The following is a 15,817-nucleotide window of genomic DNA, read 5'->3' as shown; positions in this document are numbered from 1 at the left end:
CATCTGCGCGAATTAGGCTGTATAGTTCGCGCAGACGCTCGCCGTTGCACCGGTCGCGGCTTTCAGCGTCTCCGCGTTGCGTTCGCGAACGGTGAACGACGCTTCGGAGCGCAGGATCGGCGTGCCGAGCAGCGTGGATGAGACCACCGGCTTGTAGCGATAGGTCACCTCGGCGAAGATCATCGCCGAATTCGGACTCGCCGCGATCTGGCGGCCGGCGGCGCCCATCGCCTGTAGCGTGCCGTCGGTCGCGCCCTTGCCCTCGGCACCGTATTTGGGCTGCGATTCGGGCGTGTTGAGCGCGCCGGTGCAACGCTGCCACAGGATCTTCTGACCGGCGTTGGTGCCCGTCTGACCGTTCGGCATAACGTCGCTGAGAATGATGCGGCCACGACTGGCGAAATCCATGCGCTCGCCGACGATCTTGCCGCCGATCAGCACTTCGTTGACGTCGGCCTCGTTGATCGAATCGCGGACACGCGCGGCGTTGTCGGCGGCGGTGGCGGCGATCTGGTGCACCCGCAGCGAGGCGAGGCCGTAGTTCGCGATCTCGAGGCCATAGAGCAGCAACGTCAGCACCAGCGGCAGCGTGAAGGCGAATTCGAGCAGCGCCAGACCGCGGCGGTCAGCGCGTAGACGGCGCAGCGTGGCGGCCGCAGCCATGGCTATTGCGCTCACGGGCAGCGCACCGTCGGTATCGCGCGAGACGTGAACGGCTGGTTGCGCAGCACGGTGGAGGCGGTGATGTATTGCTTCGTGCCCCAACCCATCAGTGCGTTCACCGGCATGATGTTAGGATATTCGACTTCGACCGTATAGCGGACGATATCGTCCGCCGTGCCCAACCCGGTATTTAGGTTGACGTCGTAGACGCTGTTGTTGTTGGCATCCTCGTAACAGTCATCAGAGGCGTCGTAGCTATTATTGTTGTTCTTATCGAAAGTGATTTTCTCCGGCTTTCCGACGTTCGTGAAGTTGTAGAAGTTCTCCTTCTTGATGCTTTTCACGTTCATCGCGTTCGACAGCATCGCGACGCGATCCTTGATGATCTGATCGATCTGCGCGGCGGTACGATCGCCGATCGTCGCGCGACGCGACGCCTCGAGCAGCGCGCCTTGCACGATTGCGCCGAGATACACGCGGTAGCCGAGCTCGAACCCCGCCGCGAGTAGCGAACAGACCACGGGGATGATCAGCGCGAATTCGAGGATTGTCGCGCCGCGTTCGTCACTGCGAAGCCGTCGCAGCATCACTGGCTGAGCCTCAGCGAGCCGATCTTGGAGCCGATCTCCTGGAATTTGGCGATGAGGGCAGCGTTCGTTGACAGTCCGGCAGCCTGCTCGGGCTTCGACGCGCAATTCTGCATGTCGGTCGTCAACGTCGTGGCGAAGGCAATGACCCAGACGTCGATGCCTTTCGCCTTCGCAGCGTTGCACGCCATGCGGAAGCGCTGGAGGTGGCGGTCGAGCAAATTCGATGCACCTGCAGTCACCCGTTGATCCAGACTCTCGACTCCATATGGAGAGTAAAGAAAATATTCGGGCTTCATTTCGCCGTCGGTCATGAAGATGATGTACTTCTTTACACCGAATCCCCTGATCTTCACGGGATTGTCCGGCGTTGTGAGGTCATTGGTTTCGGATGGAGAGGCCGCAAAGATCCCTGTGGGCGAGATAAAACGCGCTCCCCAAATCATTCCAAGATCGTGATAGGTTCCACCTATTGCATCCAGACTATCGACATAGTTTTCAAAGCCGGATTTATCCCCATAGTAATTGCGCAATCGCCGTGCGGCAGTTGGACAATAGAAACTGCTGGTCGGCCTTAATGAATTGGGTTCGAAATATGTATCCGGCCAAGCCGGTCGCCAGCGCTTTGAGTCGTCGTTGGGCGGAAGGTCGATATCGAGATCATAAGCCGAAGTTGGAGCAGTCGTTGCAGCCCCCCCATCAATTATGGCGGAGTCGGTTAGACGTTCTTCGATACACCCCGCCCAGCGTGTCGAGGCTCGATTCCTACTTAGAAGAAATGGCGTTCCACCCGCAAGATAGCTTGTAACGTCATGTTCAATTTCTCTGTACAACCACGTGCCTGTATTGTAATCTACAGGGTATCGACAGTTACGATAATATTCGTTTCGTCCTGTCCAAAAGTTATACACGTACCCCTCGGTGAAATTTCCCAATTTGGCATCGCACCATGCACGTGTCTTGCTATTGTCGTCCAATGCTGGAATTCTTGATTGATATGAAGACCTCGTCACAAAATTTGATGAGTTCTTCTGGTAAAGAGCCTCTCCCACATTTACGCCGCTTGAATAATTTACAAAACCGTACCGCATACGGAGATTGTTAGCGTAAAGCTGATCTTGAGCCGGTTCTAGCGTTGCATAAAGTGCCTTTGCGGCGGCCTTTAACGCGTCGAGCTTAGAGTTCGGCTGATTAACGCCTCCACAGTCACCAACGCCTCCTGGAGCGCAGTTCATCGATCCCGAAAGATCGAAGACGAGCATTAGATCCGTATTGACGAAATCCTGCGTCGCCGAGCACGTCGCCGAAATGGGCAGCGTGTTGAAGCCGAAGATCTTCATCAGCGTCGTCGGGATCGTCGTCTCGCTCGCAATGCGCAGCGTGCCCGCCGTCGGGATCGACATGGCGAGCGTGTAGGCGGCGGACTGGAACTGGCCCTGCGGGAAGTTGAAAGTGAAATATTTGGTCGCCTCGTCGCGCACGTTCTGCGTGACGGTGAGACCGCTGAGCAGGCGGCGGCCGGCCAAGGATCCCGCGTCGCAGGCCTGACGAAATCGGTTCTGCGCCATGTAGGCGCGCGTCATGTCGATGCCCGAGCCGATCATCGCGATCAGCGGGATCATCGCTGCGGCCATGATCGCGAGCGTGTTGCCGCGGCGGTCGCGGCGAAGGCGGCCGAGGAAAGTCGCCATGATGTTCTCGCGCGCGCGCATCGTCACTCGTATCGATCTGGTTGGCTTCGCGTGGCGCGATACACGATGAGCGGCTAAACCGGCCTCAAGCGACATGGTTAACGACGCGGAAACCTTGGGGATCGATCCCACGGACGGGCATCCCGAGCGGGCGCTTGCGCTGTCCTATGCGCCACGGGCGGCGCGTGCGGGCGTGGCGGCGGTGTTCGCGCTCGATGCGACGCTGGCGCGGCTCGCGCTGGGGACGCGCGATGCGATGGTGGCGCAGCTGCGGCTGACGTGGTGGTACGAGGCGCTGGGTGATCTGGCGCAGGGCGTCGTGCCGGCGCAACCGATCCTGCGGACCTTGCGCGACGAGGGAGCGGACGCGGCGGCGCTGATGAAGGTAGCCGAAGGCTGGGAGCTGTTGCTGCCCGCCGAGATCGGCGACGGCGATCTGGAGGCGTTCGCGGCGGCGCGGGCGAGCGTTTTCAACGAGGCGGCGCGGCTCGCAGGTGCGCGCGACGATGTCTCGGCGGCCGGTCGCGGGTGGGCGCTGGCCGATCTCGCGCTGCGTAGTGCGGAGCCGGCGCGTGTGGCCGCGGCGACGCGGTTGGCAATGCCGTCGTTGCAGGCGGCCGCGGCGCAGCGATGGAGCGGGGCGGGGCGCTTCCTAGGGGCACTGGTTCATGTCGCGCGGGCGGATCTCGCAGGCGCCGCGCCGCCGGGCGCGCCGCGCCGTGTCGCGCGGCTCGCCTGGCACCGGCTGACCGGACGGTAGGCTTGCGGTCGCCGCGGGGTGCGCTAGCATCGGCCGACGGGGGGAGCGGGGCGATGTGGCGATATCTGGCGGGAGGTATGGCGGCGCTGCTGATGGTGGCGGCGGGCTGGCTGCTGTTCTCGAGCCGCGCAACAAGCGATCCCGTGCTGCCGCCCCCGCCGCCCGCCCCCCTGCGCGCCGACACGGCGGGCGATGAGCCCGCGGCTCCGGTGCCCGAAGCGACCGAGCGGACGCGCGAGGAGAAGCGCTTCGACCGCTACGACAAGGATCGCGACAGCCGCATCACGCGCGACGAATATCTCGTCTCCCGGCGCAAGGCGTTCGCGAAGCTCGACGCCAACGGTGACGGCCGGCTGTCGTTCGACGAGTGGGCGGCGAAGACGACGGCGAAGTTCGCCGCTGCCGATCGCGACAAGTCGGGCGTGATGGACCGCGCCGAGTTCGCCACTACGGCAGTGAAGCGCAAGGCGAAGCCGCGATGCGTCTGTCCCCAAGCGAGCGCCGACGACGGTAATTAGGCGGTGAGCCACCCCGCCAGCGCGGCGCGTGCGCGATCGGTGTACATCTTCTTGCGATCGGCCTTCTTGGTGCGGCCCTCGATCGGCGGGAAGAGGCCGAAGTTGACGTTCATCGGCTGATACGTTTCCGCCACCGCGGCGCCGGTGATGTGATTGAGGAGAGCGCCCAGCGCCGTCTCGACGGGGGGCGGGGCCATCGACCCACCCGCAAGCTCCGCCGCGGCGAAGCGGCCGGCCAAGAGGCCGATCGCGGCGCTTTCGACATAGCCTTCGCAGCCGGTGATCTGCCCGGCGAAGCGGACGTTCGGGCGCGACTTCAGCCGCAGCTCGGGATCGAGCAGCTCGGGCGAGCGCAGGAAGGTGTTGCGGTGGAGGCCGCCGAGGCGCGCGAACTCGGCCTTTTCCAGGCCCGGGATGGTGCGGAACAGGCGGACCTGCTCGGCATGCTTGAGCTTCGTCTGGAAGCCGACGATGTTCCACAAGGTGCCGGCGGCATTGTCCTGGCGCAGCTGGACACAGGCATAGGGCCAGCGGCCCTGCGGGTGCTTGTCCGAGGCGGTGCCGGGCTGGTCGAGGCCGACGCCCTTCATCGGGCCGAAGCGCAGCGTCTCGCGGCCGCGCTCCGCCATTACCTCGATCGGCATGCAGCCTTCGAAATAGGGCACATTCTCCCATTCGCGCGGCACGCTCTTCTCGCCCGCCAGCAGCCCTTCGACGAAGGCGTCATACTGTTCGCGGGTGAGCGGGCAGTTGATGTAATCGGTGCCGTCGCCCTTGTTCCAGCGCGACTGGAACCAGGCCTTGTCCATGTCGATCGTGTCGCGGTGGACGATGGGCGCGATGGCGTCGAAAAAGGCGAGCGCGTCCTTCCCCGTCTCGCCGGCGATCGCCTCGGACAGGCCGGGGGCGGTGAGCGGGCCGGTGGCGATGATCGCGGGGCCTTGCGGAAGCGTGTCGATCCGCTCGCGCACGATCGTGATGTTGGGGTGCGCGTTGAGCGCGGCGGTGACGCCAGCGGAGAAGCCGTCGCGGTCGACCGCCAGTGCAGAGCCGGCGGGGACCTTGTGCCGGTCGCCTTGCGTCAAGATCAGCGAGCCCAATGCGCGCATCTCCTGGTGGATCAGGCCGACGGCGTTGCTCTCCGCATCGTCGGAGCGGAAGCTGTTCGAGCAGACGAGCTCGGCGAGGTGATCGGTGTGGTGCGCGGGGGTGTTCTCCCCAGAGCCGCGCATTTCGGAGAGGCGGACCTTGTGGCCGGCCTCGGCGAGCTGCCAGGCGGCCTCGCTCCCGGCGAGCCCGCCGCCGATGACGTGGATGTCGTGGGTCATCGTGGGCATTTAGGCGGGTTGCGGAGGGAAGGGAACGGGTGGGTTGCGGGGGCGATGTTGGCGCGAATGTTGAGAAAGTTGAGGCGCTGGAGGTGTTTTCTACTACGGATGTCAACATTCGCGGTTTGGATGGGGTGGCGAATGGATACGAGTTTAAGTCGCGGCGGGCGCGTAGAACAGCTTGCGACACCGACCATTTTCTAAGCCTTATTTGGTTATTCTGGACAAGGCCGATCCAGCCATGGTCCTGCTACCGTGACACGCTAACGCCGGGAAAATGGATCGCGCGGAATAATGCCGGTCGCGCTAGGCGTGTCATAATCGTGTAAGGTTGGGCAGGTCGAGTACGGGGGTAAATGGTCGCGCAGAACTGTCTGATTGCCCTCTCGCAAATCTCACTCGAAAATTGGTCGTAAGGGGTTTGGCGGGATCGAAGGACGGCGGTAAGTTACTCTCATGATCGAACCCTCCGCTGATGAGCTCTTGATATATGACGATATCTCAAAGCTAGCCGAAAGGCTTTGGAGGATATCAACCGCCATCGAGGGGCTAAATACTGATCCAAAAATGTTTTCTATCATGCTTTATAAGCGTCTTTGGAGCAATCAACGGGGATATACTGCCTTATGGAAGATGAACTTACATGTCGAGGCAAATATAGTACTAAGGTCTGCTGTTGAAACCGCTATATGTCTCGCCGCCAATGAAAAGCTCAGAGAGGAATTCGTTCTTCTAATGAGCAGGGATGCTGCTGCTACGATTCAGGGGCAGATCAAGGTTCATCGAGGTGAAGAGGCTTATGACCTAGTAAGGGAGGGAGAGGCGACGCTGCGCTTTCTACAGGCTAGACTTCCAGAGGGAGCTAAGCCCGCTACTTTGCGTTGGAGAGAGCTTGCGGAACGAGGTGGGGTGCCTCAGTTATACAGCTTCCATAAGATGCTATCGAGTGTCTCGTCACATGTTACGGGATTGTCTATCCTCCGTGGCGTGACCAATCCAAGAATGGATGCAGGCCAGAGAGAGATAAGTAAGTTAGAGCGGAAGATGCACCTGATGATGATGGCCAGTGCCATGCTTCAAGGAGCTAGGCTCCACTCGGTTATGATCGAAGCGTATGCTGAGCTAGAAATTGCGATTGCTCTGACAGATCGGCTCGCGACGCTGTCTATGAGTTGGCCGGGCGTAGGGCCGAACGATTGATGGGCCGCGCGCTGCCGCAGCTAATTAAAACGGCTTATACAACTGTATCGATACTCAGAAAAATATCTCTTGTTTGTTAATGCTTAGGTTTGAGAGCCAATCCGCTCGGCTCCACCGGCGCCTACACCTCCGTAGGCACCGTCAAGATCGTACGACGAGGGACAAGCGTCTAAGTTGATCGATTAAGCGATCTCTACCCTGCCGCCTTCGCCAGTCCCTTCGACAGTTGCAGCGCGCCGTGCAGCCGCGCGGCCGGGTCGGACCAGTTGCGGGTCAGCGCCAGTTTCGAGTCCGGGCGCAGTTTCGCGATGCCGCCAAGCTTGTCGACGTAGGCCAGCAGGCCCGGGATGTTGGGCGGCTTGTCGTCGTGGAAGCTGACGAGCGCGCCCTTGGGGCCGACGTCCATCTTGGCCACGCACGCGACTTTGGCGTTCATCTTGATCTCGATGACCTTGACGAGATTGTCGGTCGCTTCCGGCAGTGGCCCGAAGCGGTCGATCATTTCCGCCGCGAAGGCCTCCAGCTCGCGCTTCTCGTCGAGCTCATTGAGGCGGCGGTAGAGCGCCATGCGCAGGTCGAGGTCGGGAACGTATTCCTCCGGGATCAGGATCGGCGCGTCGACGGTGATCTGCGGCGAAAAATCGCGCGGGCGGTTGGCGAGTCCGCCGGCCTTGGCGTCCATGATCGCCTCCTCCAGCATCGATTGGTAGAGTTCGTAGCCGACTTCCTTGATGTGGCCGGACTGTTCGTCGCCGAGCAGATTGCCCGCGCCGCGAATGTCGAGATCGTGGCTGGCGAGCTGGAAGCCGGCGCCGAGGCTGTCGAGATCGGAGAGGACCTTGAGGCGCTTTTCGGCGGCGTCGGTCATCATCCGCTCAGGGGGCGTGACCATATAGGCGTAGGCGCGCGTCTTCGACCGGCCGACGCGGCCGCGCAGCTGATAGAGCTGCGCCAGACCGAAACGGTCGGCGCGATTGACGATCATCGTGTTGGCAGACGGGATGTCAATGCCGCTCTCGATGATGGTGGTGGAGACGAGCACCTCGAACTTCTTGTCGTAGAAGGCGCTCATCCGCTCCTCGACCTCGCTCGCCGCCATCTGGCCGTGGGCGATGACGTAGCGGATCTCGGGCACTTCCTTGCGCAGGAACTCCTCGATGTCGGGCAGGTCCGCGACGCGCGGGGTGACGAGGAAACTCTGCCCGCCGCGATAATGTTCGCGCAGCAGCGCCTCGCGCAGGACGACCGGGTCCCAGGGCATGACATAGGTGCGCACCGCGAGGCGATCGACCGGGGGCGTCTGGATGACGGAGAGTTCGCGCAGGCCCGACATCGCCATCTGCAGCGTGCGCGGGATCGGCGTCGCGGTGAGCGTGAGGATGTGGACGTCGGCGCGGAGCGTCTTGAGGCGTTCCTTGTGCGTGACGCCGAAGCGCTGTTCCTCGTCGACGATGACGAGGCCGAGGCGCTTGAAGTCGACGTTCTTGGCGAGGAGGGCGTGGGTGCCGATGACAACGTCGATCGTCCCGTCTGCGAGGCCTTCCTTGACGCGCTTGGTCTCCGCCGCGGTGACGAGGCGCGAGACGCGGCCGACCTGAATCGGGAAGCCTTCGAAGCGGGCGGTGAAGTTGTTGTAATGCTGGCGCGCAAGGAGTGTGGTGGGGCAGACCACTCCGACCTGCATGCCGGCCATGGCAGCGACGAAGGCGGCGCGGAGCGCGACCTCGGTCTTGCCGAAGCCGACGTCGCCGACGATCAGCCGGTCCATCGGCTTGCCGGCGGACAGGTCCGCCAGCGTTTCCTCGATCGCGCGGTCCTGGTCGTCCGTTTCCTGATAGGGGAAACGATCGACGAAGCTGGGGTAGCCGCTCGAGTCCGGTTCGGCGACTTCGCCCTGACGGAGCGCGCGCAGCGCGGCGGTGGCGATAAGTTCACCCGCGATCTCGCGGATGCGCTCCTTCATCTTGGACTTGCGGCGCTGCCATGCCTCGCCGCCGAGCCGGTCGAGGCTCGCGCCTTCCTCGCCCGAGCCGTAGCGGGAGAGGACTTCGAGGTTCTCCACGGGCACGTAGAGCTTGTCGCCGCCGGCATATTCGAGCTGCACGCAATCGTGCGGCGCCTTGGCCACGGGGACCTGCGTCAGCCCGACGTAGCGGCCGATGCCGTGATCGGTGTGGACGACGAGATCGCCCGGCGAGAGCGTGGCGAGCTCGGCGAGGAAGGCGTCGGCTGACTTGCGGCGCTTGGCGCGGCGCACCAGGCGGTCGCCGAGCATGTCCTGTTCGGTGAGGACGGCGACCTTGGGGGCGGTGAAGCCGTGGTCGAGCGGGAGGACGATCAGCGCGGTCTGCGTTTCCCCAACGCCCTGCGCCTCCTGCCACGTTTCGACCGCCTTCGCGCCGGAGAGGCCGTGATCCTTGAGTAGATTGCCGAGCCGATCGCGCGCGCCAGGGGAGTAGCTGGCGAGGACGGGCGTGCGGCCCTCCTTGCGCAGCGCCTTGAGGTGATCGACGACGGCTTCGTAGACGTTGGTGTTGGCGGCGCGTTCGGGCGCGAAATCGCGCGGGCCGGCGACGGCGAAGTCAATGACGGTGGCGGATTCGGGCTCGTGGAACGGGGTGGTGACGTGCGCGGTCGCAGCAAGCAGCGCGTCCTCCCACTCCTTGGGCGGCAGGTAGAGCGTCTTGGCAGGGAGCGCGCGGTAGCTGCCGGGCTGGGCGGCTTCGGCGCGCTTGCGGTTCTCGTAATAGTCGGCGACCGCCTCAAAGCGGGATTCGCCCGCCGCTTTCACGCCGCCGTCGCGGACGATCAGTGCGTCGTCGCCGAGATGGTCGAAGAGGGTCTCCAGTCGCTCCTCGAACAGCGGCAGCCAATGCTCCATGCCGGCGAGGCGGCGGCCTTCGCTGACTGCCTGGTAGAGCGGGTCACCCGTCGCGGTGGCGCCGAACGTCTCGCGATAGCGGCTGCGGAAGCGCTTGATGCTTTCCTCATCGAGCAGCGCCTCGGAGGCGGGGAGGAGGGTGAAGCCGGGGATCTTGCCGGTGGTGCGCTGGTCGGCGGGATCGAAGGTTCGGACGCTCTCGATCTCGTCGCCGAAGAAGTCGAGGCGCAGCGCTTGGGTTTCGCCCGAGGGAAAAAGGTCGACCAAGCCGCCGCGAACGGCATATTCGCCCGCGTCGTGGACGGTGTCGGTGCGGACGTAGCCGTTGGCGGAAAGGAGCGCGGCGAGCTTGTCGCGGGCGATGCGCTCCCCCGGCTTCAAATTGGCGACGAGCTGGCGGATGCGGAACGGGGTCAGCGTGCGCTGCGTGGCGGCGTTGACGGTGGTGAGGACGAGCTGCGGGCCCTTGGGCTTCGCCTGCAGCTTGTGGAGCGCGCCGATGCGCTCGGCCATGACGCGCAGGGTGGGGGAGGCGCGGTCGTAGGGCAGGCAGTCCCACGCCGGATATTCGACGATCTCGATCTCGGGCGCGAAATAATGCGCGGTGGCGGCGATCGCACGCATTGCGGCTTCGTCGGAGGCGATGAAGACCGCGCGGCTCTTCGCGGCGCGGGCAAGATCGGCGAGCAGGCTGGGGAGAAAGCCGCTCGGCACGCCCGACAAAGTGAGGGGCGCAGCGGCGGTGAGGATCGTCTTCAGATCAGGCAAAGCGTGTCCGTTCGTGATGAGCGGCGAAGGGTCAGGCGCCGGGCTGGCTGCCAGGAATGGCGACGGCGAAATCAACCGCGCGCATCGCCTGCATCATCTCGCCGTCCCATTCGGGCGGGCAGGGGATCGATCCGATCGCCCATCCCATGATGTCGACGTCCTGCTGCTCAAGCAGCCGCTCGAACCATTGCAGCTGCTCCTCGCTCCAGTCCGTGTGATGCGCATCGAAGAAACCGCCGATCATGAAATCGGCCTCGCGCGTGCCGCGGTGCCAGGCGCGGAAGCGGGTGCGCTTCAGGCGGGTGTCTTGATCCATGCAGGCTCCAACGGCGATGGGCCGGCCGCGGTTTCGCGCGGTCGGCTTAGGGGCTATCGGGGCAGAGATAGTCATGCGTCCCGATATCCTCAATCCACTGTTCGCCGAGGTAACCGCCCTGAAGGGGGTGGGGGCGGCGCTCGCCAAGCCGCTGGAGCGGCTGGGGCTGGCACGCGTCGTCGACGTCGCGTTCCACCTACCGAGCGGGTGGATCGATCGGATTCCGCGCGACGAGCTGATGGGGCAAGACGTTGGCCGCACGATCGCGATCACGCTGACGGTGCGTGACGTGCGTACCTCATCCAGCCCGCGCGCGCCGACGCGGGTGCAGGCGGCGGACAGGCACGGCAACATCGTCAGCCTCGTCTATTTCGGGCGCTCGGGCGGACTGGTGCGCAAGCTCTACACTGTCGGCGAGCAGGTGCGTATTTCGGGCAAGGTCGAGCAATACGGCCAGGATTTACAGATCATCCATCCCGAGGTCCTCGAGGAAGGTGCCGGGTTCAGGGAGCGCGAGGCGATCTATCCGCTGTCGGAAGGATTGACCTCCCGGCGGGTCGGCGGGCTCGTCGCGCAGGCGATCGAGCGCGCGCCCGACCTGCCCGAGTGGATCGAGCCGAGCCTGCTCGCGCAGCGCGACTGGCCGGCGTGGAAGGACGCGCTGGCGCGCATTCACGCCGATCCGTCCGATGCGGTCGCGCGGGCGCGAATCGCTTATGACGAGGTGTTCGCCAACCAGCTCGCGCTGGCGCTGGTGCGGCAGGATACGCGCAAGCGGCGCGGGCGGGGGCTGCGCGGCGACGGGCGGCTGCGCGACCGGCTGAACCTGCCCTATGCACTGACGGGTGCGCAGGCGCGCACGATTAGCGAGATCGAGGGCGACCTGGCGCAGGACGCGCCAATGCTTCGGCTGCTGCAGGGCGATGTCGGATCGGGAAAGACGCTGGTCGCGGCGCTCGCGCTGCTGATCGCGGTGGAGGCGGGGGCGCAGGGCGCGCTGCTGGCGCCGACCGAGATCCTTGCGCGGCAGCATTACGAGACGCTGCGCGAGACGCTCGCCGGCTTGCCGATCAATCTCGCGGTGCTCACCGGGCGCGACAAGGGACGCGTGCGCGAGAGCACGCTGATGGGACTGGCGGACGGCTCGATCGATATCCTGATCGGCACGCACGCGATCTTCCAGGAGGCGGTGACCTATCGCGACCTGGGGCTGGTGGTGGTCGACGAACAGCATCGCTTCGGCGTGGCCGAGCGGCTGGCGCTGTCGGCGAAGGGCAAGACGACGCCGCATCTGCTGGCGATGACTGCGACGCCGATCCCGCGCACGCTCGTCCTCGCGCAGCATGGCGAGATGGACCAGAGCCGGCTCGACGAAATGCCGCCGGGCCGCGAGCCGGTCGAGACGCGGGTGATCAGCGAAGAGCGGCTCGATGAGGTGGTCAACGCGCTCGGCCGGCACCTGGCCGAGGGCAAGCAGGCGTATTGGGTGTGCCCGCTGGTGGAGGAGAGCGAGAAAAGCGATCTTGCCGCGGCCGAGGATCGTGCGGCGACGCTGGCGGCGCGGTTCGGGGATCGCGTAGGCCTCGTTCACGGGCGGATGCGCGGGACGGAGAAGGACGCGGTGATGGCGCGCTTCGCCGGCGGTGAGCTAGGCGTGCTGGTGGCGACGACGGTGATCGAGGTCGGCGTCAACGTGCCCAATGCGACGCTGATCGTGATCGAACATGCCGATCGCTTCGGGCTGGCGCAATTGCACCAGCTGCGCGGGCGCGTCGGGCGCGGCGGGGGGCAATCGCGGTGTTTGCTGATGCGCGGCAATGCGCTGAGCGAGACGTCGCGTGCGCGGCTGGCGCTGATGCGCGAAACCAACGATGGGTTCCGCATCGCCGAGGAGGATCTGCGGCTGCGCGGCGGGGGCGAGCTTCTCGGCACGCGGCAGTCGGGTGAAGCGGCGTTCCGGCTCGCGACGCCGGAATTGCTGGGTGAGCTGCTGCCGATCGCGGCGGACGATGCGCGGCTGCTGATCGATCGCGACGGCGGGCTGGCGGGCGCGCGCGGGCAGGCGGCGCGGGTGGCGCTCTACCTGTTCGAGCGCGAGGCGGGTGTGGCGCTGCTGCGGTCGGGCTGATAGCCGCGCCGGCCATGGCTGCTTTTTTCCCGCTGCTCTTCGCCGCTTTCGCTGGCCTGTGCGTGGCGATGCAATCGCCGAGCAACGCGATGCTGGCGCGGTCGACCGGCTCAATATGGTTCGCCTCGCTCGTGTCGTTCACCGGCGGGGTGACCCTATTGTTGGCGATCTGGGCGTTGTTCGACCGCACACCGGTGGCGATGGTTCGCCAGGCGCCGCCGTGGGCGTGGATCGGCGGATTGTACGGCGTCGTGTTCGTGGCGGCAGTGGCTTATGCGACGCCGCGGCTCGGGCTGGCGGTGACGCTGACGGTGACGCTTGCGGCGCAGCTGTCGATGGCGGTGGTGCTCGATCACTTCGGGTGGCTGGGATTGAAGCAGGAGCCGGTGACGCTGACGAGGTTGGCCGGGCTGGCGCTCGTGGTGGCGGGGGTGTTCCTGGTTCGGCGCTGATGGCGCTCTTCGCTATACCCGCCACCACGTCCAACAGGCTCAGTTTTCCTCCTTCGCTATGATAGGAAGGAAGACTTGAGGCTACCCGGCGATCAGCAGCCCGTGGTTCTTTTTCCCGGCCGAGACGCGCACCGGCTCGGCCCCGACCGTCACGGTCGCCGCTTCGTCGGTCACCTTGTCTGCACCCACACGCGCGCCGCCCTGTTTGATCAGGCGGCGGGCCTCGCCCTTCGACGCGCAGAAGCCGAGGCCGACGAGCACGTCCACTAGCGCCACTTCGCCGCTTGCAGCGAAGGTCGGGAGCCCGTCACCGCTGGTGCCCTCCTCGAACGTGCGGCGCGCGGTCTCCGCCGCCTGCTCCGCTGCCTCGCGGCCGCGGCACATGGCAGTGGCTTCGTTGGCGAGAATCTTCTTCGCCTCGTTGATCTCTGCGCCTTGCAGCGCCTCGAGGCGGGCAATTTCGTCCATCGGCAGGTCGGTGTAGAGGCGCAGGAAGCGGCCGACGTCGCGGTCGTCGGCGTTGCGCCAGAACTGCCAGTAATCGAAGTGTGGCAGCTGATCCTCGTGCAGCCAGACGGCGCCCGCCACCGTCTTGCCCATCTTGGTGCCATCGGCGGTGGTGAGCAGCGGGGTGGTCACGCCGAACACCTCGGTGCCGTCCATACGACGCGCGAGCTCGATGCCGTTGACGATGTTACCCCATTGATCGCTGCCGCCCATTTGCAGCCGCACGCCGTGGCGCTGCGACAGCTCGCGGAAGTCGTAGGCCTGCAGAATCATGTAATTGAATTCGAGGAAGCTGAGCGATTGCTCGCGTTCGAGCCGCAACTTCACCGAATCGAACGACAGCATGCGGTTGACCGAGAAATGCTGGCCGACCTCGCGCAGGAAGGGGATGTATTCGAGCGTGTCGAGCCAGTTCGCATTGTCGACCATCACCGCATCGGCCGGGCCGTCACCGAACGTTAGGAAGCGTTCGAAGATGCGGCGGATCGAAGCGACGTTGTGTGCGATGCGATCGTCGGTGAGCAGCTGGCGCGACTCTTCCTTGAACGACGGATCGCCGATCTTGCCGGTGCCGCCGCCCATCAGCACGATCGGCTTGTGACCGGTCTGCTGCAACCGGCGCAGCAGCATGATCTGGACGAGACTGCCCACGTGGAGCGACGGTGCGGTCGGATCGAAGCCGATATAGCCGGGCACCACCTGGCGCGCGGCGAGCGCATCGAGCGCCGCCGCGTCGGTCATCTGATGGACGTAGCCGCGCTCGGTGAGCGTGCGGAGCAAATCGGACTGATGATCGGTCATGACGTGCGGGCACATGCCCGTCCCGGCAGCGCGTCGCAAGGGAGGCGGCACGGCACGCCGCCGCGCCGCGGATCAGCGGCGCGGCAGCTGCCCGGTGGGATCGACCGGCGTGCGGCCGCGCCGCAGCTCGAAATGGACTTCCGGGCGGTCGGCGAAGCCGGTGTCGCCTGACAGCGCGATCGTCTGGCCCTTCTTCACCGCCTGGCCGCGCTGAACGAGCAGCTTGGAGGCGTGACCGTAGACGCTGGTCCAATTGTCGCCGTGACGCACGATGACGAGCCCGCCGAGCGCGGCGATGCCGTCGCCGACATAGGCGACGGTGCCGTCCGCTGCCGCCTTCACCGGCGTATCGACCGGAACGGCGATCTTGATGCCATTGTTGCGCTCGCCGCTCGCGCCCGCGCCGAAGCGGCTGACGATGCGTCCGTCGACCGGCCAGAGGAAACGACCGGGGCTCGCGGTTGGCGCGGCGACCGCGACGGTCGCCGGCAGCACGCGACGCGCGGTGGTGACAGGCTTGGCGGGCGCCTGATTGGCGGCGATCGCGGGCTCGCCGCCGGTGATGATGTCGTCAATCTCGAGCCGGAAGGCGGCGGCACGCTCGGCCGCGGAGCGCGGGCGCGCGTCGCCGGGGATCAGCACGCGCTGGCCGGTCCGCAGGATGAAAGGTTCGACAAGCGCGTTGGCGGTGACGATCCGCGACCATTCGACGCCATAGGCGCGCGCGATCGCGATACCGGTCTGCCCGGCGCGGACGAGATGGTAGCGGCCGCCAGGGATGGTTAGCCGCTGACCGGTGCGGATCGTGTAGGGCGCCTCCAGCCCATTGGCGCGCGCGACCGCGTCGGCCCCGACACCAAGCCGTTCGGCAACGAGCCGCAGCGAGTCGCCGGGGCGCACGACATAGACCTGATCGGCAACGTCGCGCGCGTCAGCGGCAACCGAACGCGCCTCCCACGCGGGGCGCGGCGCGGGCAGCTTCGCAACCTCGTCCGGTTGGCGCGGGCTGGCGTCACCGTCGCGCGGCGCCTGTTCCCGGCGATCGTCATCCTCGCCGGGACGATCCCACGCGCGCGGCATGTCGCGGGGGCGATCGGCCGGCGGTGGGGCGTCGGCCGGATAGGCCGGCCGGTCGACCGACGGGATGCACGCCGCGAGCGTGGACGCGAGCAGCAGCGCAGATGGAAGGGTGATCCGCATCGACGCCTGATCTAGCG

13 protein-coding genes are annotated in these 15,817 nt (G+C 65.4%); 5 read left to right on the top strand and 8 right to left on the bottom strand.

From position 1 onward, the window contains the following. Positions 1–12: 12 nt before the first annotated feature. Genes F1C10_RS05035 through F1C10_RS05025 form a run of 3 tightly spaced genes read right to left on the bottom strand, consistent with a single transcriptional unit; the run spans position 13 to position 2,962 of the window. The gene (locus F1C10_RS05035) at positions 13–663 is read right to left on the bottom strand and encodes a TadE/TadG family type IV pilus assembly protein (RefSeq protein ID WP_185209331.1); all 651 of its coding nucleotides are present in this window, start codon (positions 661–663) and stop codon (positions 13–15) included. A gap of 11 nt (positions 664–674) precedes the next feature. Beyond that, on the bottom strand, positions 675–1,250 hold the full coding sequence (locus F1C10_RS05030) for a TadE/TadG family type IV pilus assembly protein (RefSeq protein ID WP_185209329.1): 576 nt from the start codon (positions 1,248–1,250) through the stop codon (positions 675–677). Continuing rightward, the gene (locus F1C10_RS05025; RefSeq protein WP_185209327.1) at positions 1,250–2,962 is read right to left on the bottom strand and encodes a TadE/TadG family type IV pilus assembly protein; all 1,713 of its coding nucleotides are present in this window, start codon (positions 2,960–2,962) and stop codon (positions 1,250–1,252) included. Before F1C10_RS05025 ends, F1C10_RS05030 begins: the two co-directional genes overlap by 1 nt. A gap of 73 nt (positions 2,963–3,035) precedes the next feature. Here F1C10_RS05025 and F1C10_RS05020 point away from each other — a divergent pair, with 73 nt between their 5' ends. Then, positions 3,036–3,701: a squalene/phytoene synthase family protein gene (locus F1C10_RS05020; protein ID WP_185209325.1), complete on the top strand. Its 666-nt coding sequence runs from the start codon at positions 3,036–3,038 to the stop codon at positions 3,699–3,701. A 53-nt stretch (positions 3,702–3,754) separates the two neighbouring features. Further along, a complete protein-coding gene (locus tag F1C10_RS05015) occupies positions 3,755–4,219 on the top strand; it encodes an EF-hand domain-containing protein (RefSeq protein WP_185209323.1) in 465 nt (154 codons plus the stop codon). On the opposite strand, the gene trmFO is transcribed toward F1C10_RS05015, so the two are convergent. Next, positions 4,216–5,547, bottom strand: a complete 1,332-nt coding sequence (trmFO, locus tag F1C10_RS05010; protein ID WP_185209321.1) for a methylenetetrahydrofolate--tRNA-(uracil(54)-C(5))-methyltransferase (FADH(2)-oxidizing) TrmFO — start codon at positions 5,545–5,547, stop codon at positions 4,216–4,218. The two genes, F1C10_RS05015 and trmFO, sit on opposite strands and share 4 nt — an antisense overlap. A gap of 456 nt (positions 5,548–6,003) precedes the next feature. Between trmFO and F1C10_RS05005 the strand changes: the two genes are divergently transcribed. Further along, positions 6,004–6,747 carry a hypothetical protein gene (locus F1C10_RS05005; protein ID WP_258043078.1) on the top strand — a complete coding sequence of 248 codons (744 nt, stop codon included), beginning with the start codon at positions 6,004–6,006 and terminating at the stop codon, positions 6,745–6,747. Positions 6,748–6,940: 193 nt separating this feature from the next. On the opposite strand, the gene mfd is transcribed toward F1C10_RS05005, so the two are convergent. Both mfd and F1C10_RS04995 read right to left on the bottom strand, forming a co-directional pair. Next, positions 6,941–10,396 carry a transcription-repair coupling factor gene (gene mfd, locus F1C10_RS05000; RefSeq protein ID WP_185209319.1) on the bottom strand — a complete coding sequence of 1,152 codons (3,456 nt, stop codon included), beginning with the start codon at positions 10,394–10,396 and terminating at the stop codon, positions 6,941–6,943. 31 nt (positions 10,397–10,427) lie between these two features. Next, complete coding sequence (locus F1C10_RS04995; RefSeq protein WP_185209317.1) at positions 10,428–10,712, bottom strand: succinate dehydrogenase assembly factor 2; 285 nt, start codon at positions 10,710–10,712, stop codon at positions 10,428–10,430. 73 nt (positions 10,713–10,785) lie between these two features. Between F1C10_RS04995 and recG the strand changes: the two genes are divergently transcribed. Together recG and F1C10_RS04985 are read left to right on the top strand one after the other, a co-directional pair. Next, positions 10,786–12,840 carry an ATP-dependent DNA helicase RecG gene (gene recG, locus F1C10_RS04990; protein ID WP_185209315.1) on the top strand — a complete coding sequence of 685 codons (2,055 nt, stop codon included), beginning with the start codon at positions 10,786–10,788 and terminating at the stop codon, positions 12,838–12,840. Positions 12,841–12,854: 14 nt separating this feature from the next. Further along, the gene (locus F1C10_RS04985) at positions 12,855–13,292 is read left to right on the top strand and encodes a DMT family transporter (protein ID WP_185209313.1); all 438 of its coding nucleotides are present in this window, start codon (positions 12,855–12,857) and stop codon (positions 13,290–13,292) included. An 81-nt stretch (positions 13,293–13,373) separates the two neighbouring features. On the opposite strand, the gene tyrS is transcribed toward F1C10_RS04985, so the two are convergent. Both tyrS and F1C10_RS04975 read right to left on the bottom strand, forming a co-directional pair. Next, positions 13,374–14,600, bottom strand: a complete 1,227-nt coding sequence (gene tyrS, locus F1C10_RS04980) for a tyrosine--tRNA ligase (protein WP_185209311.1) — start codon at positions 14,598–14,600, stop codon at positions 13,374–13,376. A 72-nt stretch (positions 14,601–14,672) separates the two neighbouring features. Then, a complete protein-coding gene (locus tag F1C10_RS04975; RefSeq protein WP_185209310.1) occupies positions 14,673–15,800 on the bottom strand; it encodes a M23 family metallopeptidase in 1,128 nt (375 codons plus the stop codon). Positions 15,801–15,817 lie beyond the last annotated feature (17 nt).

Source organism: Sphingomonas sp. NBWT7 (genome assembly GCF_014217605.1).
In the GTDB taxonomy this organism is placed as follows: Bacteria; Pseudomonadota; Alphaproteobacteria; order Sphingomonadales; family Sphingomonadaceae; genus Sphingomonas.
The sequence above is the reverse complement of the archived record's forward strand: the minus strand, read 5'-3'. Positions and strand labels throughout refer to the sequence as shown.

What these genes read in the sequence shown, in the direction of transcription:
- F1C10_RS05035 (WP_185209331.1), bottom strand. Translation starts at nt 663, where the DNA reads ATGGCTGCGGCCGCCACGCTGCGCCGTCTACGCGCTGACCGCCGCGGT.
- F1C10_RS05030 (WP_185209329.1), bottom strand. Translation starts at nt 1,250, where the DNA reads ATGCTGCGACGGCTTCGCAGTGACGAACGCGGCGCGACAATCCTCGAA.
- F1C10_RS05025 (WP_185209327.1), bottom strand. Translation starts at nt 2,962, where the DNA reads ATGCGCGCGCGCGAGAACATCATGGCGACTTTCCTCGGCCGCCTTCGC.
- F1C10_RS05020 (WP_185209325.1), top strand. Translation starts at nt 3,036, where the DNA reads ATGGTTAACGACGCGGAAACCTTGGGGATCGATCCCACGGACGGGCAT.
- F1C10_RS05015 (WP_185209323.1), top strand. Translation starts at nt 3,755, where the DNA reads ATGTGGCGATATCTGGCGGGAGGTATGGCGGCGCTGCTGATGGTGGCG.
- trmFO (WP_185209321.1), bottom strand. Translation starts at nt 5,547, where the DNA reads ATGACCCACGACATCCACGTCATCGGCGGCGGGCTCGCCGGGAGCGAG.
- F1C10_RS05005 (WP_258043078.1), top strand. Translation starts at nt 6,004, where the DNA reads ATGATCGAACCCTCCGCTGATGAGCTCTTGATATATGACGATATCTCA.
- F1C10_RS04995 (WP_185209317.1), bottom strand. Translation starts at nt 10,712, where the DNA reads ATGGATCAAGACACCCGCCTGAAGCGCACCCGCTTCCGCGCCTGGCAC.
- recG (WP_185209315.1), top strand. Translation starts at nt 10,786, where the DNA reads ATGCGTCCCGATATCCTCAATCCACTGTTCGCCGAGGTAACCGCCCTG.
- F1C10_RS04985 (WP_185209313.1), top strand. Translation starts at nt 12,855, where the DNA reads ATGGCTGCTTTTTTCCCGCTGCTCTTCGCCGCTTTCGCTGGCCTGTGC.
- tyrS (WP_185209311.1), bottom strand. Translation starts at nt 14,600, where the DNA reads ATGACCGATCATCAGTCCGATTTGCTCCGCACGCTCACCGAGCGCGGC.
- F1C10_RS04975 (WP_185209310.1), bottom strand. Translation starts at nt 15,800, where the DNA reads ATGCGGATCACCCTTCCATCTGCGCTGCTGCTCGCGTCCACGCTCGCG.